Below are 25,205 nucleotides of genomic sequence, written 5' to 3' on the forward strand. Positions count from 1 at the left end.
TTGACAACGTTCAGTTGGGTTCCCAGCATATAGACCACACTCTATGGGGAATTGACCATCGGAAAATCCGCACGACCGCAAAAAAAGTAAGGATTTTTATAAATCCATCTTTATGGTAGATTAAAGAATTGATAGATATTTTGTCTTAAAATCAAACTACTACTAAACCCCAAACTCCCTAACCTATATGAAAAGATACACACTTGCTTTAGCCTTATGTTTACTGTTTTCAGTACTTGCTTTTGCACAAGACAGTAAGGTTTTTGATCAAATGACAATGCAGAGTAAAATTCTCAATATGGAGCGGAAATATGCGATCTATCTCCCCCCAGGTTATGAGACCTCGCAGCGCTCTTACCCTGTCTTGTATCTCCTTCACGGAGCCGGAGATGATCAGACAGGTTGGGTACAGTTTGGAGAAGTCCAACACATCGCTGACAAAGCCATCTTGGAAGGAAAATCCACGGCTATGATCATTGTCATGCCGGATGCCAATACCGGAAAGCGCGGATACTTCAATGATGTCAACAATGAATGGCGATATGAAGATTTCTTTTTTGAGGAACTGATGCCTGAGGTAGAAAAAAAGTACCGAATCAAATCTGAGAAAAGGTATAGGGCAATAGCTGGATTGTCCATGGGAGGCGGTGGCACATTTTTCTACGCCATGCACCGCCCGGACTTATTTTCTTCCGCTTGCCCCTTAAGTGCAGCCTTGAGGAATTCCACTTTTGAAGAATTCAATCAAGGACTTCAAAACAGTAAAACTGAGGTAAAAAATAGGGAGGCCTTACAAGGCTATTATGACAAGCATTCGGCACTAAGGCAAATCGAATTGAATGAGTTGGAAGCGATGAAATCTGTGAAATGGTATTTTGATTGTGGGGACGATGACTTCCTTTATGAAGGAAATAGCCTAGTACATATCGCAATGAAGAAAAAAGAAATCCCCCATGAGTTCAGAATAAGGGATGGCGCTCATAATTGGACCTATTGGAGAACATCCCTTCCCGAAGTGTTATCATTTGTATCAGATACCTTTCGTCAGAAATAGGCATTATGTAGATCTAGAACTGTCCTTGTAGGAGTAATTCGTGTGTTTGAATCCGTGGGTATAGTCAATAGCTTGCCGATAGGTTCGATCAAGGTTTTTACCTCGACTTTTCATTTCTATTAAAATCGTCTATTTCCAAAGCAGATCAATGTAGCCGTCTCTGGGATCCAACTTTTTTACGCGATGTTCGAAAGTTGAAACCCGATTGCGGCTTATACCAAACACGTTAAAAAAGTCTACTAAAAATGGCTGACACATCCGCTCCCTCATTGGATGTATCAGCCCATTTCTTAGAAAAATTTAAAAAGCTATTTTTTATTTCTTTCCAGCTTAGTGCTATTGGTTTATAGGTTGAAGGTTGTGGTGAGGAGAGGGTGGTTGCCAGCGTTATTCACCCAAGTAAGATAAGAAGGTCAATTTCAAATTGATAAAGATAGGAAGGTAGGATCGAGCGTAAAAAATGCTTTGTTAAAGCATTTTAGCGAGAGGCCAGCATGCAGGGCTGGAATCTACACCTAGCGACGGCAACGCCTAGAGTACGCTCAGAGGGGGATTACTGCAGATGAGCAGCTGGACAATCATTTTCAAATGATTTACCTCAACAAATACATCTTCCCATATCCCTTCTTAAATGCCTTATCTCCGGCAGTAGGTCTATGCTCCATGAATTGCCCGTTTTTGCGAACTAGAACGCGGTAGATATAGACACCATTGGCAAGTTGGTCGCCAAACTCATCCTTGCCGTCCCAAGCGTATTCGGTCAGGTTATTTCCGATGCGGATAGGACCTAATTCGTTCTGCAAAATCTCCCGGACAACTTTTCCGGTTACAGTCATGATCTGAATCTTAATTTCATCGGGCACTTCCATACCTGTGACCGTAAAGACAAAGCGAACACTCGTACTGAATGGATTCGGATAAGGATAAAAGTTCGTGATCTGGGATTCGTTGATCACCTCAAAAGTAACTTCATAAGGTTCACTGGAATCCTCATTAACCACTCTTAGGGTATAAATCCCATCTTCCAATGGTCCTGGAATCAGTGAAACTTTGAAGTCCTCATCTTCTGAAGCTGGTGTCCAAGTCAAGTTTGGATTGGAGAAACTTACCCGCTTGAAGTCACAGGCCTCACAGTTTTGCTTCAGATATAGATCCAGCCCAACTGTGTCTTTCTTATACAATAAGGTTTGATCATTTTTAAGAAGGGCGGTGATCAGTACATTTGGCGAGACGATATCCCCGTCCATGATGTAGATTCCGTCAAAGTTTACATCCAGCAGTGCCGTAGAATTATCTCCCTCCACGATGAAGTAGGAACCAAGATCTACCTGATTATTGCGGAAAGTCTGCTCCCGCTGTATTCTAGGATTGGCAAAAATCTCTAGTTCATTCTCACCTGATTTCCCGATGGAATTAAACTCTATCGTAAAGTCAAATGACTCTCCGGCTTTCAGCGCAGGGAATTTCTTCGAGAATTCCTCCACTTTCTTGCTCGTCAGATGGGTCATATTCCAATTCACCTGAATAGAATCCAAGAAATTGTACTTGGAAATATTCTTGAATTGCAGTTCCAGAAGCCCAGTTTCTCCCTCCCGCAGATTCACTTGCTCTTTGGCAGATTTCAGGATTAAAACTCCCTCAGGAACTCCAGTATAATTCACCTGCCACTTATCCAACTGAGCTGGGGCGGTGGAAGCAGGATCATTCATACTATAGCGAAGTTTCAGATATGGATAAACATCCGTACTGATAAAAGACAGATCCATTTCCTGATCGTAAGTATTTCCTATCAAGAGATCCTCCTCCCCATTTTCCTTCACTCCGATGATATCAAAGTAGGTTTTCTCCTCCTCATTGATCCAGTTTCGAGCATTCACATTTTGGAAGAAACGCTCCCAAGATGATGCAGGGCCAACTCTTGGTGTCAAAATCATCCCCGAAGTCAGGTAGCCTGAAAGCTCAGTATCGAAGGAGAGTGTTTGCTGAGAAGCCGGAACTTCCATGTTTTTATTCCCTACTATCTCAATCGCCTCACCCGGACGCATGCCTTTTCTTCCGTAAAGAATATAAGGTTCACCTGTTTTCAAAGCTCGCAGCGTAGCCTCGCTTGCTCCAAATTCTTTCAGCTTTTCAAACGCAATATCTGGCCAAGCTTCAAAGGTGACATTGCCCACAGAGAAAATCACCACATAATCACCAAGTTTCACATTGTTCACATACTGCTCCAGCATAGTCTGCCCCGGCGTTGTAATCCAGGAATTCTGAATACTCTGGATCATTTGCGGCACGCGACCACAAGCTCTGGAATCCAGTATATCAAATCCGGGAACAGGAATCGCCAGGTAGGGCATCAGGCTTTTTTGCTCAAAAGCCACCAAACCCAAGGAGCCATTAGGACACAAGCGGCTGTTGGCATTATTCACATTATCAATGATCTGCGGGATCTGATTTAAGTAGAATTGAGTGTTGCGGAAAGAAAGTGTATCCACCGCAGCCCCAACCGTAAAGACCTCAATATTAGCTTGCTGATCTAGGTATTTCCAGCTTCTATCGGATTCTTTGATTTCCAGATTTGTCAACTGATCCTCAGCAAGCTGGTAAGTTGTGCGCTGAGTCCAGCCTTCTGGGCCAGATGGAATGAAAGAGAAACTGGAATTCGTCCAAGCATCGGTTTCGCCTGGTTTTGTTTCCTGAAATTTTGATCTCCAATAATAGGTGGTGCTATCCGAAAAAGCAGTCAGAGCCAAAGGCATTTCTGCCAATCCTCGTGTAGTGACTCGAACTTCCTTGCGATAGGCGGAATTAAATGCAACAGCAGTATCCAATTGGATGATGATGGTGCGGTCTTCAATGATTTTTCCAGGTGCCTGAGCAATTAGCTTCGTCTCAGTTCCACTCACGATTCCATATTCTATGGGATAAAGATTGAGTGTCCCGCTTAGTGGAATAAACTTGGTGAAGCTGACAGAATTATTGGCAAAGGTCATTTCCTCCACTTCCCTTTTCGAATTTACCTCAATGCTAAATGTGTTTTCTCCAGCTGAATTTCGGCCGATATTTGGAATAGTAAAATTGATAGAATCAATTCTTGGGATATAGGGGATTTTTACCGGATCAAAGCTTTCGGTAGTTCCATCAGGCAATCTTCTACTCACTTTATACTCTATGGAATCAGTATCTACACGGCCGATATTTCTCAGGACGAAACTCAATTTCAAACTATCCGAAAGTACAGAAATAGGCACTTCATCGAAGCTATCTACAGAAACCTCTTCGGCCTTGACCGCATAGTCAGCTTTGTCTGCAGGAAAAATCCTTACGCCCGGATCACCATAATTAATCATCTGCTCCATGTGGGAGTAAGACAGCGGACTTGTGCCATAGTTATCAATATATTCCTCCTCAGCTTCCCGCTTTACCTCACCAAGTGTGCGATAAATCAAGGTACTATCGGCAAAAGCCTTTCTGTAAAACATATCCGAATAGCGGCGCAGATACACATCCACACCTATGGAGGAGTTAGCCAAAACTGAAACAGCTCCCTTATCCGGTGTAATCACCCAATCTTCCCCTTGGGTATAGCTATTCCCATAGGCACTTCCGTAGTCGCAACCATTGAAAAGCATGACTGGATATTTCCCCTTATTCTGATAATTCAGTGTGGGATCAGAGGCAAAACCAATTTCAATATCAATGACTGTAGGTGAACCATGTCCAAAAAACGTCAGCATGGATCGGCCTTCATTCAGATCTCCTGTAATGTCAATCACTTCAATGGTGGAATTTGAACGCTTGCGGTAGGTGGTGACATTTCCTCCAAGATAAGGTCCTTCGGCAATGGTTTTGAAACCATTCATGAAATTGAAATACCGCTCCAACTCAAACTCGGATACTCCGCCAGTGAGGTGAATCAACTCTTTTTGCCAAGGTTCAGCAATGCCAACCGCATCTTTTTCTATTGCCTTGCTCAGGTAATCTGCCAGGTGTTGTGAATTTCTAGCCGGAATCCTTCCTACTGCCAGGGCCGGAGCCAGAGGTTTGTCAGGGTCAAGTCCAAGGGTGTAAACATTGTCCGAAAAAGGAAACCCACCAGCAGGAACTAGGTCACGAAAGCTAAAAGCTGCGGGATTGTTTCGGTAGAAATAAGTAACACCACCAGCCCTGGCAGTGGAATAAATTGCCAAAGCTCTACCTGCAAGAAGCATGTGCGTGGGTTTGTGAACGGGAAAATACGCCCTCAAAAACTCATAGATCGCAGCGGGGGTATATTCTCCATAGGAAAACTGATTATACAAATCCTCAACTTTCACTGTGAGCGTATCAAACCCTCCTCCTGCCGGCGAAGCTCTGTGTTCAGCATAGGATTTTAAGGGATTGTCAAATTGGCTACTCGGCTGCTCCAAAGCTGAATGTCCAACCAAAATATAATTAGCGGCTTGTGCAAGGTAATTCCTAAACTTAACTGGCTCTAGCGTAGCAATCGGGATGATATTCTGCTCGTTTTGAATCCAAACTTTGCTAGAATCACTTGGGATAGAAGACCTGAAAGCCAAGATCTGCCCAGTTTTACTTAGTTGTACTTTTTGTGGATTAATAGGATCTGCAATATCTATAGCTGAATAATTTCCAGAAATTCCCGTGAGCTGGATTCTCTGATTTCCAGATGGGGAGATGAACAATTTTGAGGTAAAATCACCGGAACTGACATTATTTCTATAAGTGATTTTGGCATAAGCCACAGAAATATTATCCACAGATTCTGCTCCCGCCGAATTCACCCCAATGACTATACTTCCGTCCGAATTGAAGTCACTCATAGCTAGGTCTAAGGTGACCTGAGGATACTCGTATTGAAGGCTCGAAATAGTGCCAATAAGCCGCTGATTTGCTGCAGTAGGTCCAGCCAAAATTCTTGTGGTGTGAGGATTATACGACCTACCTACCAATCCGATTTCGAGCTTGGCCGTGCCTGTCCCCATTACTCCGAGTTGATTCAAGGTTAGCTGTCGGGTATTTCCTTTCGTGATGACGGCTGACATCCACCCTTGCCCCTGATCAAATTTGGATAATCTAAAGTCAAATGCATAACCCACACCCAGCGAATATTGCTCTCCAAGAGCCAATAATTTCTCTGATGCATAACTTGTCGCTACTGGCAATGATGCTTCTGGGGCAGATCGGAGATTCATCCGCTTTCCATTTTGCCCTGAACTAACTGTCAGAAAAAAAGCAGTGGTGTCAGAATTGGTGTTGAAATAGGGATTTGGGATCTTTTCAAAGTCCGTGTAAAGCAATTTATCTACCGTTCCGTCATTTCGTTGTCCAAAGAAATCTATGTAATCGCCCGAATCAAAACGTCCATCATTTTCTCCTTCTATGTGAATTGCCACTTCCTTTCCTCTATGATAAAGGCGGATAGTTCTAGGGTCCAAGCCAGTTAGGTTTATCCCTGAGTTGCTTAGTGAGGTGGCAGAAATCCGATGAATTCCATCTGAACCGGTTAGGATTTTATAGTAGGTTTGGTCATAATTATACCAAACAGGCTCCTGGGCTAGAGCTAGGTTGGAAAGCATGAGAAATGCCAGAAAAACGATGCTGATGTTTTTTATCATTTGTCTGTCCAGCTTTTAAATTTTCTGAAATCAGGATCCAATTTCTCCAAACTCACTTTTACACTAAACACATGGGAATAAGGTGTTTCTGAAACATTTCCAATATCTGAAAGGGCGTAATCAATCTGAAATCGCTCACTTATAAAAACCCCTATACCCATACTCGGCTGCATATTCAAGCTTTCTTTTCCCTGAAAATCCTTGATATACTGGAAATTCCCAACACCTGCGCGTAGGAAAGCAATATTCTGAAAACCTGCTTCCAGTCCAAACCGTGGGTCTATACTTAGCAAAGGCGTGCTAATCACGGTGTTTCTTTCCCCATCAAAAGTCATATCCAAGTCCAAAGTCGTTAGTAAATTAAACTGCTTTCCGATTTGAAATGTGTAAGCCACGGAGGAAATCGCTCGTGGCAAGGTCAATTCCACAGAATTGACAGGAATCTCGTTATCTGTTTGTGAGTATATCTCCCTAACTAACTCGGCATCATGAGACCAAGCATTGAAAGTGGTAGTGATATCACGAACCATCAAGCCCAGCGTCAACTTGTCTTTCACATAGATTCCGCCCACATCTAATCCAAAACCCCATGCTTGAGCGAATTTACCTACATTTCTATGGATGATTTTGGCGTTCATGCCCACTTTGAATTTGTCTGATAGATCCCGTGCATAGCTGAGAAGCATGGCATAATCTGCCGCATTGAAAAACTGGATATTATTGTAATTCAAAGCGCCATTCGCATCATAGAGAAATCGGGTATCGGGAATATCGTCCACTCCAAAGCGAATGATAGAAACAGCAACTTGGCTTCGGTCTTTGATAGGCGTAGTGAAACTTAGATAATCGTATTGTGCTACTCCGGCAAAGTATTCCGAGTGCATTAGGCTGAACTCATATTTATGCTGGACTCCCATCAGGGCCGCAGGATTCCAATAAGCCGCCGTCACATCGCGCACAGCCGAAACCTGCGCTCCACCCATCCCTAGAGCTCTGGCTCCTACTCCTATGCTGAGAAATTCATTGGAATATTTGGGAGCTAAATCTTGAGAAAAAACATGCGTATTCCTCCCCATTAAGAGTATTAAGAGAAAGGAATAAAAAACTGTAGTTGCTCTGCTAAAATTCACCTTTCAAAATAAACCAAATAATCAGTCCAATGGTAACCGGTGCGAAAAATAATGAAATAATGCCGCTATAATTATCTTCTATAATGCCAGAAACCTTACTTACTTTCTTTTCTTGCTCTGAAGGAAGACCCGTGAGCTAAACCATCTTAACGCGAGTTTTCACCCTATAATTAAGTCGATTTCAACCATTTACTGATACAATTGCGGAAATACACCTAAAACATGGAAACTGGATTTGGCTTTGATTGACGGAAAACAGAAATAAGCATTAATACGGATCGTACCGTTGGCACTCATAGTCTCCTCAATGCTCCTCATTACCCTGAATTTCGCTTCGCTGTATTCAGGGCTAATACTGGATGTGCCGCTGGCACAAATAATAATATGTGTATCTGCAGGGATGCACGTACCAGAATTTTGTCTAGTTCAAGCCCCCCCCCTTAACACTTTTGGAAAGGGAGTATTGGCAAATTTGAACCTCTAGCCTAAATTAAAAGCACATACGTGCACTTAAGTGCAACTTCACTAATAATAAATTGAATAAACAGTTTGCCCAAGGCAACACCTGTAAAAGCCCGGAATGCAATTCTAGGTGAATGCAGCATATGAAAATAGCGAAGAGTGTCAAAGGCAGGATCGGTAATCAATTTGGTACTACAAAGGTCCAGACCACCTGTCCGCCCCCGTACATAAATATGTTCAGAAATTTAACATTTCATTAAAGTTGGAAAGCCAATATTTTTTTTGAAAACTTTTTTTCCTCCAAGTTCAAAAAACCTAAAACATCGATCTGAGTGAAATAAGAGTGGTTTTTTGACTATATCACTATACCTACTACCTGTTTATCACAAGGAAATAGGTTATACAAGGTAGCTTGGAAAAGATTGGTATAATTTTTCTTTACCAAGAAGGGACGGGAATAGGTATTTTCCGAAACATTGACACATAATCACCTTACAAATGAATGTCGCCAACACACAGATTCAAATGCGCAAAGGGCTCTTGGAGTTTTGCGTGTTGCATATCATCTCTCGAGGCGAGGTTTATACTTCAGATTTGATCGAAGAGCTAACCCAAGCTCAAATGATCGTAGTGGAGGGCACGCTGTACCCACTGCTCAACCGTCTAAAGTCTGCCTCATTGGTCGAATATCGCTGGGTAGAGTCTGAATCCGGTCCGCCGAGGAAATACTACTCCATCACGGAAGAAGGAAAATCCTTTCTGAGCACTCTCTCCAACACCTGGGATTCACTAGTCAATTCCACCCTTCTTATCACCTCAAAGAATTGATCATGAAATCTAGCCCTACATCAACTATCTCAAAGTGGAGCAACTCTCTAACAGGCGAGATTCCATCTGACCGTAAAAATTTAATGACAAACAGATGAAAAAGACTATAAGTATAAACATCAGTGGGATTCTTTTCCACATCGAGGAAGACGGCTATGATACGCTCCGAAAATACCTGGATGCGATCAATCAGCACTTTTCTTCCTATAAAGACAATCACGAGATCATCTCCGATATTGAAAATCGAATTGCCGAGATCTTTCTAAGCAATCTGAAAAACAATAAGCAGGTAATTTCTGCGGAAAACGTAGACAAACTCATCGAGAAGATGGGGACTATAGCAGATTTTGCCTCTGTAGATGAGGAAAAAGCGGAAGTTGATCAAGAAGAGGAAAATACTGCCAAAGACCAGGATTTCTATAAGTATGTCACTCCTCCGGAATCTGAGAGAAAAGGGTATAAAAAATTAATGCGCCTGGAAAACCGTAAAATCCTCGGTGGTGTTTGTGCCGGAGTGGCTCATTATTTTACCATAGATCCACTTTGGACCAGACTGATTGCCATCCTTTTGCTTTTCTCTGGGAATCTACGGTTCAACTTCGGTTTCTTGGATATTTGGCCATTTGATGACTTCAGGTTAAACCTAAGTTTTGGGATTTTCGCAGCAGTAGCCTACATCGTATTATGGATTATCCTTCCTGTTTCCTATGAAATTGAAGAGGATAAGAATATCAAAAAACTATATCGGAACCCTGACGATAAGGTAATCGGTGGTGTGGCAAGTGGATTGGCAGCATACTTCGGTGTGGAAGTGGTCTATACAAGATTGGCATTGGCCTTTTTGATTTTGGCGGGTGGATCTGGATTCTTGATTTATCTTATTCTATGGATTATCACACCAGTGGCGAGTTCGATCACTGAGCGTATACGTATGAAAGGTGGGGAAATCACGCTGGATAATATTGATTCGACCTTGAAGGAAAACATAAACCCTATCCCAAAAGCCCCAGAATCAAAAACTAGGCAAATCCTTCTTACTCCATTTAGAATAATAGGACAGGTCATCGAAGCTATTGGATCAGCTTTGGGACCATTAGGAAGATTCTTCCTGAATGTGATCCGGGTGATCTTCGGTTTATTTGTATTCTTTATTGGATTAGGATTGACCATCGCACCTATATTTAGTTTGGCTGTTTACTTGGGCATATTTACCAATGACGACTACCGAGTACTAATGGATAATTTCCCAGTGGAGCTATTCTCCAATTTGATCCCAATCTGGTTAGTGGTAGGAGCATCGTTCCTCTTAATCATCCCAGGTATTATCATCATTCTGCTAGGGCTTAGCGTTTTGATGCAAAAGAATCTAATTGGCTCCAGATTTGGCTTTGTAGCACTTGGCTTATGGTTGCTTTGTGTAGGAATCTGTGCTTTCCAAATCCCATTGATCGTAGCACAATTCAAAGAAGAGAACTGGCATAAAATCGAAAACACAGTGCCTGTCACTGAAGGAATCATGATTCTGCGACTAAACCCAATCGGTGAAGAGTCGACGTTCAATAACGTAAACCTGAAAATCGAAGGGACTTCTGATAGCACAGTCACACTTCGCGAGGATTTCTTTGCCAGAGGCAAAACTAAAGCAGAGGCAATGAATAATGCCAAAATGATCACTTACCGATATGAAGTATTGGATTCTATGATCACCTTCGATGAAGGTTACGATGTTTCCAACTTGGATAAGTTCAGAGATCAAAAACTGAATCTCTTTCTGGAGATACCTTATGATAAACCATTTATCATGGAACGCTCGCTTCTTGAAATCCTAAGAAACACTATTTATAGAAATGGCTACAGTTCAAACGATCTTTCCCAAAATGCAATCTGGACATTTAATGAGCAGGGATTAGTATGCTTGACTTGCAAAGAGGATGTTGAGCTGGAGGAGGAAACTGAAGATGTAAACTTTGAGGTAGAAGAACCCGATACTGGAGAGTACGACAGAGCACAACTCGACAGTATAAGTCGGGCAAAATTTAATCAGTCCCAAGCTCCCGTAGATACCTCAGTTGTAATTGACTAATATTAAAGGCACCCAAATGGGTGCCTCTTTTTTTGTATCTTTTGGGTTAAACCCAAAAGAATATGGATGTAAGCGTAAAATTTTTAGGTGCAGCAGGTACAGTCACTGGTTCCCGCTATTTATTGGATCTTGGAGATTTTGAATTTCTTGTCGATTGTGGGCTTTTTCAGGGAAGAAGGGAACTGCGGCGGAGAAATTGGGACAAATTCCCAATGCCACCTACTGATATGGAAGCGATTGTGCTTACTCATGCACACATGGATCATATCGGTTGCCTACCAAAACTGGTGAAAGATGGTTTTAGAGGACCAATTTATTGCACTGCCGCGACTGCTGAGCTAGCCAAAATCCTACTCCTTGACTCTGGTAAGCTACAGGAAGAAGAAGCAGAATATGCCAAAAAGAAGGGTTATTCCAGTCATGAGAATCCAGAGCCCCTTTATACAGTAGAAGATGCAGAAGCTGTATTTCCCTTGTTGGTCCCGCAGAACTTCAAAAAACCTTTCTCTATTCATCCTTCAGTGGAAGTGACTTACTATCACGCAGGGCACATTTTGGGAGCAGCTATAGTCAAGGTTGTGATCAAAGGCGATTCCCAAACAAAAAAATTGGTTTTCTCAGGAGATCTAGGAAGATATCATGATCCTATACTCTACCCTCCTACCCTGATTCCTGAAGCAGATATAGTATGGATAGAATCCACTTATGGGGACCGTGTTTCTACTCCCGTAAAACCTGAGGAAGAGCTCGCTAGCGCTATCAATGATGTGTTTGATCGAGATGGTTTGGTGATTATCCCAGCATTTGCGGTAGGCCGTACCCAGTTGGTTATGTATTATTTGTATCAGTTGGTGAAAAAAGGAAAAATCCCAAATGTGCCTATATATCTGGATTCACCCATGGCCATCAATGTATCTACCCTTTATAAAGATTTCCACCAAGACCACCAGCTTATAGCAGTTTTAGACGATCAAGCTCAGCATCCATTCCAGCATTCTCAGTTGCATTATTTCAGAAAACAAGAGCAGTCACGCACGCTCAATGACCTGAAAGGAAAGGCTATCATTATCTCCGCAAGCGGCATGGCTACAGGAGGCCGTGTCCTTCATCATTTATTTCATCACTTGCCAAATGAAAGAAACGGCGTGGTCTTCGTAGGATATCAGGCAGAAGGAACTCGCGGAAGGCGTTTGGTGGATGGAGAGCCAGAGGTAAGAATATATGGACAAGAAGTTCCTGTAAAAGCTAAAATCTATAGCGTGGAAGGACTTTCTGCACATGCCGATCAAAATGAGTTGATGGAATGGGCTGAGGGGTTCGGTGAAAAGCCAAAACTTGCATTTATCGTTCATGGTGAAGAGCGTAGCGCAGGTGTGCTAGCGCATAAACTTAAAGATGAACTAGGCTGGAATACCATCATCCCAAATTATTTGGAATCATTTATGCTGTTTGAGGAAATATAAAAAACAGGAGATTTACTCCGCTTGAATTTATAATTCCATCTACTCATGAACCAACTACTTAGAATTCTGATCGCATTTGCATTTACATCTATCCTTTTCCAATGTGCACCCTATCAACCCGAAGGTCAGGGTGTGGTAGGTCAGGTAACTTGGCTTGAAGGCAATCAAATGCCTATGGTGTTGGAGGAAGAAAAGAAAGCGAAGGATACCAATACAGGAAACCCTGTAAAAAGAACAGTACGGGTTTATCCATTAATTAAAATCTCTGATGTGACCTTGGAAAATAGCTTGTTCCAGTCGGTGGCTGCCAAACCCATTACCGAATTCGAAACTGATGAAAACGGTAAATATTCCATCAACTTGAGCCCAGGACGATATTCCATACTTACAGTTGAAGAAGGCGGGCTTTTCGCAAGCATATTTGATGGAGATGGAAATATCCAGCCAGTGACCGTGAAAGAAAATGAATGGACATTGTTGGATATTGTGGTGAATTATAAAGCAGCGTACTAATAGCTCAAGCTTTTAGGCATTGGAGCATTTTCTGAACTCTTTGTCAAGATGCATAGTTCTCCACCCATTATTTATCATTAAGCAATTATGGAAAAAACGACTTATCCTAAATCATTTTCTCATATAGGAATCACCGTTCCGGATATTCAAAAGGGCGTAGATTTTTATCGTGACGTCATGGGCTGGTATGTGATCATGGCTCCTTCCAAAGTAAAGAAAGAAAAAGAAACAGCTATTGGTCAAATGTGTATAGATGTATTCGGAGATGATTGGGAGGAATTTGAAATCGCTCATATGTCCACTTCTGATGGAGTAGGTATAGAGTTATTTTCCTTTCCCCATGGTGTGAAAAAGGCTCCTGCTTTCAATCCTTTTAATACAGGACTATTTCATTTTTGTATCCAGGATCCGGAGATTGAAGCGCTTACCAATAAAATCGTAGCGCATGGAGGCAAGCAAAGAATGCCTATTCGTGAGTATTATCCTGAGGAAAAGCCTTTTAAAATGGTCTACGTAGAAGATCCATTTGGAATAGTATTCGAGATATATACGCATAGCTACGAATTGACCTACTCATCTGGAGCGTATCAGAAATAAGAACTTGTCTTATAAAAGTCTATTATCAGCCCCAACATGGCATTTAGTCAAGTTGGGGCTGTTTTATTAGTCGTCAGTTTCGCAATTTCTCAATAAGATGATTCAATTATTTTGTAAGTAGCAGGAAGCCAGCCATAGGTTTAAAGTAAATTGTAATTTCCTTACTCATTTTGTAAAGGCTTAGTTTTTTTAATCCTTACTTTCGATACAATATAAAGTCACAAAAAACGTGATCAGAAAACCCCACGTAAAACACTAATTTTAAGGAGATTAAGATTACACCTATCTTCAGTCAATTCGTTAAATAAAAATAATTAACTTTTTTTCACTTACCCACGCAACCATTTTTTCAATACGGGCATCTACCTAATTGAAAGCTAATTCAAATGTTCAGCAGAGTCAATTTTTCAAACGAATCAGATTTACTACAAGGATGTCTCAAAGGAGATAGAATGGCGCAGCGCCACCTGTATGATCAGTATTCGGGAAAATTCTTGGCCATCTGCATCCGATATCTAAAAGATCGGGAACATGCCGAAGATGTGATGATCGAAGGCTTTATGAAAATCTTTGAAAAACTCCCTCAGTTTCAGTCAAAGGGAAGTTTCGAAGGCTGGATGAAGCGAATCATCGTCACTCAAGCTCTCATGACGCTGAGAAGTCATCGTCATCTTATGATGGAGATCAACATGGAAAATGAGACTGAATATCAGGATCACAACTACGAGCTCAACCATATGGAAACTGAAGATTTGATGAGAATGGTGGAAAGCCTTCCGGTAGGATATCGGACAGTATTTAACCTCTACGCAATCGAAGGTTTCTCGCACCAGGAAATTGGAGATCTCCTGGGAATCACAGAAAGCACTTCAAAGTCCCAGCTCAATCGGGCAAGGAATACTTTGAAGGAAAAAATTGCCAGTCAAACACCAAAAGAAAGGAGAATCAATGGCTAAGGAAAAAAATAATCTCGATCAGTTTTTCAAAGAAAAACTAGAAAACCATACCGAAAGACCAAGCAAGCTTGCCTGGGAAAGGCTAGAATCTCAGCTTCCTCAGCAAACTAAATCCTACAAGGGGATTTGGTGGGCAGCGGCTGCCACTATTACTATCCTTTTCACGGTTGGATACTTTGTCTTGAGGGAAGGAGATGTGACCGTAGAAAAGCCAATGCTTGCTGACAATACCACTGAAGAAGTAATTGACACTCCAACTCAACCAGAAGTCATAACACCTGAAGAAACAGAGAAAACGCAAAACGAAATTGAAAATCAGCAGGCTGCTGAGGAATTGAATACTAAACCAACTACTACTACCACAAAATCTAAAGCCAAGCCTGCTGATACTTCTTCTAACACACAAAAACCTCAGAATACAACTCCTCAAAATCTAGTCGCGATGAACGAGGTAAAAGAGGAACCAAAGCCAATAAAAACGGAAGCTCCCATAATCGAGGTGGAAACACCTGATTTCAAAGAAGCGGAACTACCTCCTTTGAACTTGGAACAAGCTGTAGCACAAGCAACAGAGTCAGTAGAAGCTGAACCAGCGTACCGGGTTAAAATCTACTCCAGTGGGCTCAAAGAAGAACCAAAAGATAAAAACCTAATCGCCGAAATCGGCAAAACTGTCAACGAAGTAGAGGACTTATTGGGCAAAGTAGATCAAGGGTTTGCAGACCTGCAGGATGCAAAAAACAATCTCTTCGCCTCAATCACCACCCGAAAATCAAAAGCAGAAAAGTAAACTTCACCAACTCATAAAATTTGAAACTCAACATTAAATTGGGCATGCCCCATGCATCAATCGGAGACCTTTTTTGCCCGAAATGCAGGATGCCATTTGATAGAAAACTCTAAATACCAATGAAAAAATACCTTCTATTATTTTGTTTGATGGCCATCGTGCAAATGGGATTTGCGGGAACCATGCCATCGGTAGACCACGGCGTTCTAAGTGACAGTGTAGTGGTGGAATTCGGTAAAGCCGGAAGAATAGTAATCATCGTGAACAGTAAAGAGGATTTTGAAAAACTAAAACTGATGAACATCAATCAGATCATCCGTGAGCTGGATCTGGAAGAGAATGAAGAAACCGGAGAAACAACCATCGTTGAAATCAAGAAAAAAGATGGCTCATCCAAGCAAGTGGTTAAAGTGACAGAAGATGGAGCGGAGACCGAAGTTTACATCGGCAATATGCGTCTGCTGGTAGATGAAACCGGTGAAAACACAAAAGTCCGATTTGAGCCAGGCTTAAAAAGGAAAAGCGACCCTCCTTTCAGAACCTATTTTAATCTGGATCTGGGAGTAAATAACTACCTGGAAGATGGGAAATTCCCAACCTCTGATAATCCATACGCTGTAAAAGGCTGGGGAAGCTGGAATGTAGGAATCAACTGGATGGCTGCGCAACGTATTTCCAAAGGCTTCTATTGGGACTTCGGACTTGGATTCCAGTTCTACAACTTCAAGTTTGAAAACCGAGATTTCCAAGCGGTAAGAGGTGACGATTCAATTGATTTCCTCCAGAGAACAGATGTGGACGGATTCAAAAGCAAGATATCTGCTTCTTATTTGACCGCAATGACGATGTTGGAATTGGATTTTGGCAAAATGAATGACAATGGTCGCCGTGGAGTAAGAATTGCCGCAGGACCTTATGTTGGCTACAGGCTAGGCGGACAATCCAAATATGTCTATCGTGAATTAGGCGGATCTGGACGTAAGAAAGACAAGCAAGACACTGGTCTTTACCTTCAGAATTTCAGATACGGTATCCGTGGAGAACTTGGAATCGGAAGAGTTAAATTCTTTACCACTTACGACCTGAATGAATTATTCCAGGAAGACAAAGGACCTGCTCTTAACCCGATCACTTTTGGGATAGTATTTTAAGCGATCTCATCTTCACTACTTGAGTCAGACTGAGCGACCTAGCAAGCTATCCGGGTCGGAATAGGCTTCGACTTCGCTCAGCCTGACTATTAAAAACGAATTTTTCGTCAAACCTTTTAAATAATGAAAACTACACTACTACCACTATTATTTCTTGTCCTATCACTTAGCCAGGCCTTTGCTCAGGACAAACCAGACACGGTGATTTACACGAAAAGTAAAGTAATAAAGGTCTTTGGGAATACTTGGTCGTACCAACAAAAAGAAGACGGAAAATGGATTCTGGATATTGAAGAATCAGATGAAGTGAAAATCAAAGATCTTAAACAAAATCGTCGATTCACTGCCGGAATAGACACAGAGTTGGGAATCAATCAGGTGACTCCTACTGACAGAATGCCTACTGTAAAGCCTTGGGGTTCCTGGTACTACGCTATCAATTTGATGGGAACTACCAAAATCTCTAAAAACTTCCATTTGTACTCTTCTATTGGGGTAAACTGGTATAATTTCAAATTAGAAGACAGAAGCTTAATTGCCGTAAAAACTCCAGATGGAATCGTTTGGGAAGAGTTTGCAGGACCTGGCACAGGCACCAAATCAAAAATCTCAGCTTCCTACCTCAACTTTACTTTAGTACCTACGATTCTTACAAATAATCAAAAACTCCGTCTTGGAGTCGGAGGATACGCAGGTGTGAGAATCGGAGGTAGAGGAAAATATGTCTATGACGATGAAAACGGCAAAAAGCAAAAGCAATTTGAGAAGTCTAACATGTACGTGGAAAACTTCCGCTACGGAGCACGTGCAGAGATAGGAGTCAGTGACGTCACCTTATTCTTTAATTATGATTTAAACAATCTTTTCCAAGAAAACTTAGGCCCCGAGGTACAGGCAATCAGCTTCGGAGTTACTATCAGATAAACAACCAGAATTATGAACAGACTATTCAAATTTTCGAGCTTGGCCTTAGCCATGATACTGATCTCAGTGGTCAGCTTTGCACAAAAAGTATTGGTTGACGCCAATAAAAACTATTCCAACATCAAGGCTATCGAAGTTAGCGGTGGTTGGCTGGATGTCACCTTCTCAGGTGGGTCAGATTCTAATGTGAATGTGGAGGCATTTCTTGAATCTTCAAATGAAAATCAAGACATCATTTTTGTGACAGTCGGCGATGTATTAAAGATCTCTTACGAGCAAAGTTCGAACAATTCTTCCTGGGGTAACAATCGAAATAAGGGCTATATCAAAATCACAGGTCCAATGAACATTGACCTAGACATGAAAAATTCCTCAGGAACCTTGACCGTAGATAAAGTAGTAGGTGATGAAACCAACCTGAGAGTTTCATCAGGAAAAATCACGGCCACCAACATCTCAGGCGATTTGACCATCAAAGCCAGTTCAGGCTCTCTTTATATAGACAAAGTATCTGGAGATATAGAAGCTGGAGTAACTTCAGGAAATGCAGACATCAACAATGTGGGTGGGAATGTTGACTACAAATCAACCAGTGGTTCATTGACTGCAGATAGAATTAAAGGCGAATTAAGTGTTGCACTTACTTCAGGAAATGCAAAGTTGAGTAACATTGGATCGTTGGGTTCCATGAAATTCACATCTGGCAATATCAGAGCGACTAATGCTGGGCTTAGCGGAAACACCAACTTCAACGGTACCTCAGGGAATTTCAAAATTCAAACTTCTTCGAATTTGAAGGACTTCAATTTCTCTTTGAAAGCGTCCTCCGGAAATCTTAGGGTAGGCGGAATCAATACAGGTAAAAATCTGGAAATTGATAATGATGCCTCTGCTTGGGTAAAAGGGTCTATTTCTTCAGGAAATATCTCAATAGAAAACTAATCATTAGCTATAATAATCCGAAAAGGCCAATCCGCATGGGTTGGCTTTTTTTGTATTTTCTAACCGCGGGGATCGCAGAGGATTACGCAGAGAACACAGATAATCAACATTATTATCAATGTAGAAATCTAACATTCAGATCGAATATTCTTGGTTATAAAATCTTAAATCTAACGTCTAACGTCTTGCATCTAAAATCTCAATCTGGTCTCGAAGCCAACCTGATCACTTCGGCATCCTCTTTATTCAGCTTTAGCAATTTTTGTATTCGCTCAGGAGTTGGCTTGGCTACAGAAAAAAAGAATAGCGCCACGGCAAAAATCACGTTGTAAATAGCCGACCCGAAAAAAAGCAATCCAGCTGAGCAGATCAGCGCAATCACAAAAAGTATTAAATATCGCTCTCTGGTGGCGCTTGCATAAATCTTCAATTTCATCAACAGCTTGTCAGTGTGAAAAACTGCCTTAATTTTCTTGCGGAAAAGTAAGTATTGCGCCAGCAAAAGACCAACTCCTAATCCTGACAAAACCTGACCAACAAAAGCAGGCAACTCCGGTAGATCCCACTTGATTTCCCCGCTGGACTGATACAAATAGATCATCCCAAAAAGTGGTAAAACCAAGATCAGTAAGACCAAAATAAGTTTATCCAGGTTTTTATAAACCCTCCTGAATTCCTGAGTTTCCAGATTTGGAGTTTCGTTGCTATTATCCAAATTACTCAATGGTGATTTTGACATCATCTGTTAGTGGGTGCCCTACACAGCAAAGTACATAACCTGCTTCGATTTCATTTGGACTAAGACCAGCATCCTCATCCATTTTCACTTTTCCACTCAGTAATCTACCTCTACAAGCCGTACATAATCCACTTTGGCAGCTATATGGCATATTCAGATCCTGAGAAAGGCCAGCTTCTAGTATGGTTTTGTCAGGTGAAACTGTGACAATACTTTCCTCACCTTCCAAAATCACAGTGATATCTCTTGTCAACAAACCACCTGTAATCCCATGCGCAGCATCTTCATGTGCTTTATCCGCAGCTGAAGAGTAAAAGCTCTCTCGATGCACTTTTTCACTTGGTACACCTAGCTCCTCCAAGACAGCAACCACATTATCCATGATTCCTTCCGGACCACAGGCAAAATATTCTTTTTCAAATTCCGGATCCAACTCAGCTTTCTTAGCAAAGTCAGCAATACTTTCCTTTGTCAATCTACCCTTCATCCCTGTCCAAGCTTCCGAAGGCTGACTTAGATTGTGAATTACTTCCAGTCGATCAGGGTTTTTCTCAGCCAATGCGGCTAACTCCTTCTTGAAGATAATCTGCTCTTCATTTCTACTGCAGTAAAGCAAGGAAACCTTGGAATTTGGCTCATTTACCAGCACAGATTTAAGAATACCCATGATAGGCGTGATACCACTTCCGGCGGCTACTAAAAAGAAATGCTTCTTGTTCTTGGAGTGAAAATCAGTGGTGAAATTCCCCAAAGGCTTCAACACATTGATAGTTTTTCCAGGAAAAACTCGTTCATTTAAAAAATTAGAGAATTTGCCTTTTGGCACTCGCTTGACAGAAATCCCGGGAAATGGATCCACATAGGGCGAAGTACACAAACTGTAAGATCTTCGCTGCTCTTTTCCTTCAAACTCCATCACCAAAGTCAAAAACTGACCTGGTTTATAGTCCAAAAACGGTTCTGGTTGCTCAAAATACAAGGTTACTGTATCCTCTGTCTCTCTTACTACCTCTCTCACTTTTAGTGGCAAAAACTGTGGGGCCTTTACCTCTTCCTTCTTTTTCTTAAATAAATTGAACATTCCTGATCTGAGCTTTTATCTGTTAAACGGTTGCAAAATTAACGCTGAAAGCCAAATATTCTGGCTTGTCACTGATTATTTGCTCATGATAACTCAGATTATGCTTTAGTGGTTCGAATTAATTGAAGGATATTTCCCGAATTAGCCTACTCAAAACCGAACTTTTGGCTTCAAAAAATTAACTTTACAGCTTCCTAAAACCAAATTGATTTAAAGAGATGGAATTAAATGCATTGACCGCGGTGACTTCAGTAGATGGACGCTATGCTGGCAAAACTGCTCCGCTGAGAGCATATTTTTCTGAATTTGCCCTGATCAAATACAGAGTGCACGTAGAAGTGGAATATTTCATAGCACTTTGCGAACTTCCATTGCCTCAACTTAAGGATTTTGATAAAGGCTTATTTGCAAACCTAAGATCTATCGTTTCTGACTTTTCTATGGATGATGCAGCTACCATCAAAGCCACCGAAAAGATCACAAACCATGATGTGAAGGCTGTGGAATATTTCCTGAAGGAAAAATTCGATGCGCTAGGTTTAGAAGCACACAAAGAATTTATTCACTTTGGACTGACTTCCCAGGACATCAATAACACGGCTACGCCACTGATGTTAAAGGAAGGCTTGAATGAAGTGATTTTACCTCAGCTTAATGCTGTAATCGATAGACTTCATGTATTGGCCAAAGATTGGAAGGATATTCCAATGCTAGCAAAAACGCATGGTCAACCTGCCTCCCCTACCCGGCTGGGCAAGGAAATCGAGGTGTTTGTAGTGAGATTAAAAAAGCAGCTTGAACTGCTTCACCACATCCCTTACTCAGCAAAATTTGGTGGAGCAACAGGCAATATGAATGCGCACCATGTTGCTTATCCAGAATTTAAGTGGAATGAGTTTGCGTTTCAGTTTGTGGGTGAATATTTAGGCTTGGAAAGAAGCTACCCAACTACGCAGATTGAGCATTATGATAATCTGGCAGCTGTTTTTGATGGATTGAAAAGAATCAATACCATTCTTTTGGACTTGTCTAAGGATGTGTGGCAGTATGTGGCTATGAATTACTTCAAGCAAAAGATCAAAGCTGGGGAAATCGGATCATCTGCGATGCCACACAAGGTAAACCCGATTGACTTCGAGAATGCGGAGGGGAATTTAGGTATTGCCAATGCCCTTTTGGAGCACTTGGCTGCAAAACTTCCTGTTTCGAGATTGCAGCGGGATTTGACAGACAGCACAGTTTTAAGAATCATCGGTGTGCCACTTGGTCATATGCTGATTTCTTTTGAGTCTTTGCTGAAAGGACTTGGTAAATTAGAATTGAATGAAGCAGCTATACAATCGGATTTGGAGGAAAACTGGGCGGTGGTAGCGGAAGCAATTCAAACGGTATTGAGAAGAGAAGGATTCCCAAAACCTTATGAAGCGCTAAAAGACCTTACCAGAACGAATACAAAAATCACCGAAAAATCTATTGCTGAGTTCATCGCCAACCTACCGATCTCGGATGAATTGAAGGCTGAGCTAAGTGTGATTTCACCATTTAACTATACTGGAATTTAATTGATGTCGGATGTCGGATGTCGGATGTCGGATGTCGGATGTCGGATGTCGGATGTCGGATGTCGGATGTCGGATAAGTAAACTTTGGTTTGAGCTTAGGGTTTCAAGATTTGAAAACAATTCTTGAAACTCTAAGCTTTCTTTATTTCAGGATCAACTTGAATTTAATTTGCAATAATTAAAGTCAGTAAATCTTACTTTTTTACCATGAAAATCATTCATAGAGCTCTGGTAGTGTTAATTAGACAAGTTTGATTGTACTTTTCCAATAAATTATCAGTAATTTACTTTCATCAAACAGAATAAATAGCAGTTCAAATACACTCAACTGCTGTTTAGACTTTAAACACTCTAAAGCTTAATGTTATGAAAAATAAAAAAACAACAACTTCAACTCAAGAGAATCAAGTTACAAATGCGGCTATTGATTCGGTTAAAAACATTTCCGAATTAGGAAAAACCGAACTTTTGAGAAAAAAGAAAGTAGATCCAGAAATTGAGTAGGGATTACACTATTCCAAGATATGTATGTCTGCTTTTGTACCAGGATGGAGTCAAAAGAAAAAAAGGATAGGTAAAATTTAAGAATTAAGGCCGCTTCGGCCTGTCCCGCCTGTGTGGAAGTCATCGGTCTTTCGACCAGATAACCAAGGATCTAAGGTACATGCCATTTTTGCGGATAATCTCCTAGAAAATGTATTAATCGAAAACCGTGTGTGAGACACTGACGGTGGCTAAGGACTTCCTAAAATCAATTAGTTGCCACAGGCAAAAAGATCTCAGCCATCATACAGCGTGCACTTCCACCTCCTAATTTTTCTATTGTAGGAATAGAAGGGCTTATGATGGTTGAGAATTTTTCTATCAGTTGAATCTGCCCCACATTCAACGAGTCCAGTGCAGTTTCAGACATAACGGTGAACTTTTCCCCGCCGTCATTCCCTACCTCAAGCATATTCCCTGCGAAATGAAACTTTTGCTTAGGAGTGATAGGAACCACTTTTTTACCGGCTTGAGTTAGACACTTCTGCACAGCCTGCTTTTCAGAAGCTTTCGGAATACTATCCAAACAAACAACTGCTAAGTCTGTGCCTACATGCATCATTACATTCGTATGATAAATAGGAGAAAGTACCCCTTGATTCTCCTGCACAGCATGAAAACCTATTACTTTATACCCAAGCAGCTTGCCTAGATAGTCCAGAGGAATGGTATGGGTTCGTTCTGAAAAACAAGCATAAATTATTTTGGACTGATGATCTATAACCATACTGCCAGTCCCTTCTAAATACTGCTCATCCTCCTCAAAAAAACTTAAATCAATGATTTCCTCAACTTTAAATTTCCGCTGCATCAGATCCTCCACAAAATCCTTTCTTCTTTCTAGTCTTCGCGTAGGAGAAAACATAGGATATAGAATCAATCTACCGTCAGGATGTGTGCTAAACCAGTTGTTGGGGAAGACAGCATCGGGCTTGATTGGATCAGAAGTATCATCCTCCACGATCACCTGTACTCCTTGATCTCGCAGCATTGCCACAAATCCATCAAATTCCTTCTGCGCCAACGCATTGATCTCAGAAGCAGGTCTATTATCTGATTGTTGATAAAAGTTATTTTCAGCAGTTTCGGGATTGAACCCAAAGTTTGCTGGACGAACCATCAGAATAGTAGAGGTAGTTTGCATTAAGGCTTTTTAGCTGTGTACTTATAAAGAACGGGATCCAGATCGAATCGTTTTTCACTCAAGGTATAGTATGCTTTTCCGCTCGGCAAAAAACCTATTGCCTCACCCTGAGGCTCTGGAGAATATGGCAATTGAATAGGAGTTCTACTCATGGCTTTCTCGATAGACTCCCCTTCTTTTCTCTGCCAGTAATATATTTCCAGGTAATTTTTGACTAGAATCTGACTTCCATCAGCTGAAATATCTGCCCCAGTAGCGCTGGTAAAAGGCAACTTAATCAACTCCTCTAATTCTACATCAAGAGTTCCAAATTTCTCAGCAGGCAATCTATAAAGTGTATTTACACTATCTCGCTTGGACACTATGAAAATATCTCCTGAAACGGGATCAACCATCAGAGATTCCGCATCTCTAGCACCTCCAGGATAGTTAAATGTCTGCTTTTCCGGAATTACCTGCGTAATTGATTCCTTTTTCATTGGCTCTGGCACTCTATAAATAGCGACTTCATTATAAGCAGCATTATTATCTCCAATTTCGCCAACATAGATATAGGATTTACCATCTGCTCCAGGACCTACTGCAATATCCTCCCAGTCTCTATTTTGAGCTCCGAGAAACTCAATTTTCCCCACATTATTCCCGGTGGAATCCAATATAAATATAGCCGCTTCTCCCCCGCTATCATTATGTACATACATCAACCCGGGAAGGGTCCTACTGCAGGAAAGGCCTGATATCTCATCTAACTCCTTATCGATTAATGTAGAAACAGCAATTCCTTCACTAAAAGCTGTAAGTAATTCCTCCTGTGCATTAACGCAGGAAAATGAAAAAAATAATAGGATTGCGCTGACTGATATTTTCATAAGATAGCCTTAGATACATTCAAAAGTAAATAAAATGCCCGAGTAGGCACGCTATTATACATCAGCTTGGAAGGGAATTTTTATATTAGTGGACATCATATACACTACCTATGAACCCAATTCTAAAGAAAATGACATGGAAAGAGGGTATGAACATTCAAGTATGGAACTGCCCGGCAGAACTTGAGGGATTAATTATCGAATGGAAAGCAGAAGGCTTGTTAGATGGTAGCAAAAACCCCGATTTTATGCTGGCTTTTGTCCAGACGGAACAAGAAGTGAAAAAACACTTTTCTGTGATGCAGAATCTTGCCACAGACGATCAGCAGATTTGGCTAGCCTACCCCAAAAGAACTTCTAAGCGATACAAAGCTCAAATAAATCGCGATTCTGGATGGAAGTATCTAGGTGAGTTTGATTATGAAAGTGTCAGACAAATTGCCATCAACGAAAACTGGTCTGCTTTACGCTTCCGCAAAACAAGGTATGTAAAAGTCATGACCCGGAAATTCAGCGTGAAAGACCAAAAGTAAGAATGTAGGTTCAGTTCCAAATTCTTTGTGATCAAAAAACACTACCTAGAAAGCCTGCTTGCAACATCAATCAAAAAAAGTAACAAATTATTCAAAAAATTAAGTCTCTGATTTTGAATACAAAAACAACACACAAAGTAAAAACATGTAGTTTTTCCTGATTGTAGTTTGGAATAATTGGAATAGCCTCCTACATTTGCATCACCAATTCGGAACAAGCTCCGAATGA

The 25,205-nt window shown here is 41.2% G+C and carries 21 protein-coding genes; 14 read left to right on the forward strand and 7 right to left on the reverse strand.

What is annotated here, in order from left to right; genetic code table 11:
• Positions 1 to 187: 187 nt before the first annotated feature.
• Entirely contained in the window at positions 188 to 1,054 is an 867-nt protein-coding gene (locus QOL76_RS03375; protein ID WP_283411615.1) for an alpha/beta hydrolase, read from the forward strand.
• A gap of 129 nt (positions 1,055 to 1,183) precedes the next feature.
• Here the strand turns inward: QOL76_RS03375 and QOL76_RS21230 are convergent, their stop codons facing one another.
• The 3 genes from QOL76_RS21230 to QOL76_RS03385 form a co-directional block, all read right to left on the reverse strand.
• Entirely contained in the window at positions 1,184 to 1,324 is a 141-nt protein-coding gene (locus QOL76_RS21230) for a type IIL restriction-modification enzyme MmeI (protein ID WP_346771395.1), read from the reverse strand.
• A 323-nt stretch (positions 1,325 to 1,647) separates the two neighbouring features.
• Positions 1,648 to 6,666 (reverse strand): putative type IX secretion system sortase PorU2, encoded by a 5,019-nt coding sequence (gene porU2, locus QOL76_RS03380; protein ID WP_283411616.1) that lies wholly within the window; start codon positions 6,664 to 6,666, stop codon positions 1,648 to 1,650.
• Positions 6,663 to 7,796 (reverse strand): putative type IX sorting system protein PorV2, encoded by a 1,134-nt coding sequence (locus QOL76_RS03385; RefSeq protein ID WP_465251386.1) that lies wholly within the window; start codon positions 7,794 to 7,796, stop codon positions 6,663 to 6,665. Before QOL76_RS03385 ends, porU2 begins: the two co-directional genes overlap by 4 nt.
• A gap of 960 nt (positions 7,797 to 8,756) precedes the next feature.
• Here QOL76_RS03385 and QOL76_RS03390 point away from each other — a divergent pair.
• The 10 genes from QOL76_RS03390 (at position 8,757) to QOL76_RS03435 (ending at position 18,505) form a co-directional block, all read left to right on the forward strand.
• Positions 8,757 to 9,086 (forward strand): PadR family transcriptional regulator, encoded by a 330-nt coding sequence (locus QOL76_RS03390; protein ID WP_283411618.1) that lies wholly within the window; start codon positions 8,757 to 8,759, stop codon positions 9,084 to 9,086.
• A 94-nt stretch (positions 9,087 to 9,180) separates the two neighbouring features.
• Complete coding sequence (locus tag QOL76_RS03395) at positions 9,181 to 11,169, forward strand: PspC domain-containing protein (protein WP_283411619.1); 1,989 nt, start codon at positions 9,181 to 9,183, stop codon at positions 11,167 to 11,169.
• 62 nt (positions 11,170 to 11,231) lie between these two features.
• Entirely contained in the window at positions 11,232 to 12,632 is a 1,401-nt protein-coding gene (locus tag QOL76_RS03400; RefSeq protein ID WP_283411620.1) for an MBL fold metallo-hydrolase RNA specificity domain-containing protein, read from the forward strand.
• Between the two features lie 45 nt (positions 12,633 to 12,677).
• Positions 12,678 to 13,145, forward strand: a complete 468-nt coding sequence (locus QOL76_RS03405) for a carboxypeptidase regulatory-like domain-containing protein (RefSeq protein ID WP_283411621.1) — start codon at positions 12,678 to 12,680, stop codon at positions 13,143 to 13,145.
• 87 nt (positions 13,146 to 13,232) lie between these two features.
• Positions 13,233 to 13,742: a VOC family protein gene (locus QOL76_RS03410; RefSeq protein ID WP_283411622.1), complete on the forward strand. Its 510-nt coding sequence runs from the start codon at positions 13,233 to 13,235 to the stop codon at positions 13,740 to 13,742.
• A gap of 386 nt (positions 13,743 to 14,128) precedes the next feature.
• The gene (locus QOL76_RS03415) at positions 14,129 to 14,698 is read left to right on the forward strand and encodes an RNA polymerase sigma factor (protein ID WP_111612127.1); all 570 of its coding nucleotides are present in this window, start codon (positions 14,129 to 14,131) and stop codon (positions 14,696 to 14,698) included.
• Positions 14,691 to 15,488 carry a hypothetical protein gene (locus tag QOL76_RS03420; RefSeq protein WP_283411623.1) on the forward strand — a complete coding sequence of 266 codons (798 nt, stop codon included), beginning with the start codon at positions 14,691 to 14,693 and terminating at the stop codon, positions 15,486 to 15,488. Before QOL76_RS03415 ends, QOL76_RS03420 begins: the two co-directional genes overlap by 8 nt.
• A gap of 119 nt (positions 15,489 to 15,607) precedes the next feature.
• The gene (locus QOL76_RS03425; RefSeq protein WP_283411624.1) at positions 15,608 to 16,639 is read left to right on the forward strand and encodes an outer membrane beta-barrel protein; all 1,032 of its coding nucleotides are present in this window, start codon (positions 15,608 to 15,610) and stop codon (positions 16,637 to 16,639) included.
• 123 nt (positions 16,640 to 16,762) lie between these two features.
• Positions 16,763 to 17,563 (forward strand): outer membrane beta-barrel protein, encoded by an 801-nt coding sequence (locus QOL76_RS03430; RefSeq protein WP_283411625.1) that lies wholly within the window; start codon positions 16,763 to 16,765, stop codon positions 17,561 to 17,563.
• Positions 17,564 to 17,575: 12 nt separating this feature from the next.
• Entirely contained in the window at positions 17,576 to 18,505 is a 930-nt protein-coding gene (locus QOL76_RS03435) for a DUF4097 family beta strand repeat-containing protein (protein WP_283411626.1), read from the forward strand.
• Between the two features lie 199 nt (positions 18,506 to 18,704).
• On the opposite strand, the gene QOL76_RS03440 is transcribed toward QOL76_RS03435, so the two are convergent.
• Together QOL76_RS03440 and QOL76_RS03445 are read right to left on the reverse strand one after the other, a co-directional pair.
• Positions 18,705 to 19,247 (reverse strand): hypothetical protein, encoded by a 543-nt coding sequence (locus QOL76_RS03440; RefSeq protein WP_283411627.1) that lies wholly within the window; start codon positions 19,245 to 19,247, stop codon positions 18,705 to 18,707.
• Entirely contained in the window at positions 19,222 to 20,325 is a 1,104-nt protein-coding gene (locus tag QOL76_RS03445) for a ferredoxin--NADP reductase (RefSeq protein WP_283411628.1), read from the reverse strand. The genes QOL76_RS03440 and QOL76_RS03445 overlap by 26 nt, the downstream gene beginning before the upstream one ends.
• Positions 20,326 to 20,543: 218 nt before the next feature.
• Here QOL76_RS03445 and purB point away from each other — a divergent pair, with 218 nt between their 5' ends.
• Together purB and QOL76_RS03455 are read left to right on the forward strand one after the other, a co-directional pair.
• Positions 20,544 to 21,887 carry an adenylosuccinate lyase gene (gene purB / locus QOL76_RS03450; protein ID WP_283411629.1) on the forward strand — a complete coding sequence of 448 codons (1,344 nt, stop codon included), beginning with the start codon at positions 20,544 to 20,546 and terminating at the stop codon, positions 21,885 to 21,887.
• Between the two features lie 366 nt (positions 21,888 to 22,253).
• Entirely contained in the window at positions 22,254 to 22,391 is a 138-nt protein-coding gene (locus QOL76_RS03455; protein ID WP_283411630.1) for a hypothetical protein, read from the forward strand.
• A 247-nt stretch (positions 22,392 to 22,638) separates the two neighbouring features.
• On the opposite strand, the gene ctlX is transcribed toward QOL76_RS03455, so the two are convergent.
• The gene (gene ctlX / locus QOL76_RS03460; protein WP_283411631.1) at positions 22,639 to 23,574 is read right to left on the reverse strand and encodes a citrulline utilization hydrolase CtlX; all 936 of its coding nucleotides are present in this window, start codon (positions 23,572 to 23,574) and stop codon (positions 22,639 to 22,641) included.
• Entirely contained in the window at positions 23,574 to 24,443 is an 870-nt protein-coding gene (locus QOL76_RS03465; protein ID WP_283411632.1) for a hypothetical protein, read from the reverse strand. Before QOL76_RS03465 ends, ctlX begins: the two co-directional genes overlap by 1 nt.
• 131 nt (positions 24,444 to 24,574) lie before the next feature.
• On the opposite strand from QOL76_RS03465, the gene QOL76_RS03470 reads away from it, so the two are divergent.
• Complete coding sequence (locus tag QOL76_RS03470; RefSeq protein WP_283411633.1) at positions 24,575 to 24,976, forward strand: hypothetical protein; 402 nt, start codon at positions 24,575 to 24,577, stop codon at positions 24,974 to 24,976.
• Positions 24,977 to 25,205: the final 229 nt, after the last annotated feature.

Source organism: Algoriphagus winogradskyi, assembly GCF_900182815.1.
GTDB classification, from domain to species: Bacteria; Bacteroidota; Bacteroidia; order Cytophagales; family Cyclobacteriaceae; genus Algoriphagus; species Algoriphagus winogradskyi.

Excerpts from the sequence above, each read along its gene's own strand:
- QOL76_RS03470 (WP_283411633.1), top strand. The coding sequence starts at position 24,575 with ATGACATGGAAAGAGGGTATGAACATTCAAGTATGGAACTGCCCGGCA.
- QOL76_RS03425 (WP_283411624.1), top strand. The coding sequence starts at position 15,608 with ATGAAAAAATACCTTCTATTATTTTGTTTGATGGCCATCGTGCAAATG.
- ctlX (WP_283411631.1), bottom strand. The coding sequence starts at position 23,574 with ATGCAAACTACCTCTACTATTCTGATGGTTCGTCCAGCAAACTTTGGG.
- QOL76_RS03410 (WP_283411622.1), top strand. The coding sequence starts at position 13,233 with ATGGAAAAAACGACTTATCCTAAATCATTTTCTCATATAGGAATCACC.
- QOL76_RS03390 (WP_283411618.1), top strand. The coding sequence starts at position 8,757 with ATGAATGTCGCCAACACACAGATTCAAATGCGCAAAGGGCTCTTGGAG.
- QOL76_RS03375 (WP_283411615.1), top strand. The coding sequence starts at position 188 with ATGAAAAGATACACACTTGCTTTAGCCTTATGTTTACTGTTTTCAGTA.
- porU2 (WP_283411616.1), bottom strand. The coding sequence starts at position 6,666 with ATGATAAAAAACATCAGCATCGTTTTTCTGGCATTTCTCATGCTTTCC.
- QOL76_RS21230 (WP_346771395.1), bottom strand. The coding sequence starts at position 1,324 with ATGAGGGAGCGGATGTGTCAGCCATTTTTAGTAGACTTTTTTAACGTG.
- QOL76_RS03405 (WP_283411621.1), top strand. The coding sequence starts at position 12,678 with ATGAACCAACTACTTAGAATTCTGATCGCATTTGCATTTACATCTATC.
- QOL76_RS03415 (WP_111612127.1), top strand. The coding sequence starts at position 14,129 with ATGTTCAGCAGAGTCAATTTTTCAAACGAATCAGATTTACTACAAGGA.
- QOL76_RS03400 (WP_283411620.1), top strand. The coding sequence starts at position 11,232 with ATGGATGTAAGCGTAAAATTTTTAGGTGCAGCAGGTACAGTCACTGGT.
- QOL76_RS03430 (WP_283411625.1), top strand. The coding sequence starts at position 16,763 with ATGAAAACTACACTACTACCACTATTATTTCTTGTCCTATCACTTAGC.
- QOL76_RS03455 (WP_283411630.1), top strand. The coding sequence starts at position 22,254 with ATGAAAAATAAAAAAACAACAACTTCAACTCAAGAGAATCAAGTTACA.
- purB (WP_283411629.1), top strand. The coding sequence starts at position 20,544 with ATGGAATTAAATGCATTGACCGCGGTGACTTCAGTAGATGGACGCTAT.
- QOL76_RS03420 (WP_283411623.1), top strand. The coding sequence starts at position 14,691 with ATGGCTAAGGAAAAAAATAATCTCGATCAGTTTTTCAAAGAAAAACTA.
- QOL76_RS03435 (WP_283411626.1), top strand. The coding sequence starts at position 17,576 with ATGAACAGACTATTCAAATTTTCGAGCTTGGCCTTAGCCATGATACTG.
- QOL76_RS03440 (WP_283411627.1), bottom strand. The coding sequence starts at position 19,247 with ATGATGTCAAAATCACCATTGAGTAATTTGGATAATAGCAACGAAACT.
- QOL76_RS03445 (WP_283411628.1), bottom strand. The coding sequence starts at position 20,325 with ATGTTCAATTTATTTAAGAAAAAGAAGGAAGAGGTAAAGGCCCCACAG.
- QOL76_RS03395 (WP_283411619.1), top strand. The coding sequence starts at position 9,181 with ATGAAAAAGACTATAAGTATAAACATCAGTGGGATTCTTTTCCACATC.
- QOL76_RS03465 (WP_283411632.1), bottom strand. The coding sequence starts at position 24,443 with ATGAAAATATCAGTCAGCGCAATCCTATTATTTTTTTCATTTTCCTGC.